Genomic DNA, 1,078 nt, shown 5'->3' with positions numbered 1-1,078 from the left:
GTCGTCGGCCACCGCCCGTTCGCAGCGCGCCACGGCCTCGCGGTGCTCGGCGAAGAGGGAGAGCACCGGGGACGGCCAGGGGACGCCGGAGGTGCCGGGGCCGCCGGGAAGGAGCAGGCCGGCGAGGTGCGCGGCACTCGGGCGGTCGCCGGGCGCGCGGCTCAGGCACGCGGCGATGACCCCGCGCAGCTCTTCGGGCACCGCCGACAGGTCCGCGTCGCCCTGCGAGATGCGGAAGAGGACGGAGGCCAGCTCCTGGTCGTCGAAGGGGCCGCGCCCCGACACCGCGTGGGCGAGCACCGCGCCGAGCGCGAAGACGTCGGAGGCGGGGACCACCGCGTGGCTGCCCTCGATCTGCTCGGGCGCCATGAAACCGGGGGTGCCCACGATCATGCCCGCCGCCGTCAGCGCCGTCGCGTCGAAGGCCTGCGCGATGCCGAAGTCGATCAGCTTCGGGCCCTCGGGGGTGAGCAGGACGTTGCCCGGCTTGAAGTCACGGTGCAGCACCTGCGCCGCGTGCACCGCCGCGAGGGCGCAGGCCAGCGCGGCCCCGAGCGCGCGTACCGCCGTCACCGGCAGCGGGCCGCACCGGTGCACCGTCTCGGCGAGCGAGGGCCCCGCGACGTACTCCGTCGCGAGCCACGGCACCGCGGCGTCCGCGTCGCCGTCCAGGAGCGCCGCCGTGCCCGGCGAGGAGACCGCGCGCGCCGCCGCGATCTCCCGGCGGAAGCGGATGCGGAAGTCGCGGTCGATGTCGAGGTCGGGCCGTACGGTCTTCACCGCGACCAGGAGCGCGCCGGGCCGGGGCGCGCGGGCCAGATACACCTCGCCCATGCCGCCCGCGCCGATGACGGCGAGCAGCCGGTACGGACCGACATGGCGCGGCGGTCCGGACAGGGGGTCGAGCAAGGCTCCTCCTGGAGTGCGCTGGGGCGGGGTGCGACCGTACCCCGTCGCGAGCCACGGCACCGCGGCGTCCGCGTCGCCGTCCAGGAGCGCCGCCGTGCCCGGCGAGGAGACCGCGCGCGCCGCCGCGATCTCCCGGCGGAAGCGGATGCGGAAGTCGCGGTCGATGTCG

General features: G+C 76.9%; 1 protein-coding gene. It reads right to left on the bottom strand.

Annotated elements, in window-relative coordinates; genetic code table 11:
• A partial coding sequence (locus tag AB8Z36_RS41230; RefSeq protein ID WP_369218460.1) for a serine/threonine-protein kinase occupies positions 1-1,078 on the bottom strand: 1,078 nt, incomplete at both ends.

It is taken from the genome of Streptomyces flavofungini, from assembly GCF_041028215.1.
Classification (GTDB): Bacteria; Actinomycetota; Actinomycetes; order Streptomycetales; family Streptomycetaceae; genus Streptomyces; species Streptomyces flavofungini_B.
The sequence above is the reverse complement of the archived record's forward strand: the minus strand, read 5'-3'. Positions and strand labels throughout refer to the sequence as shown.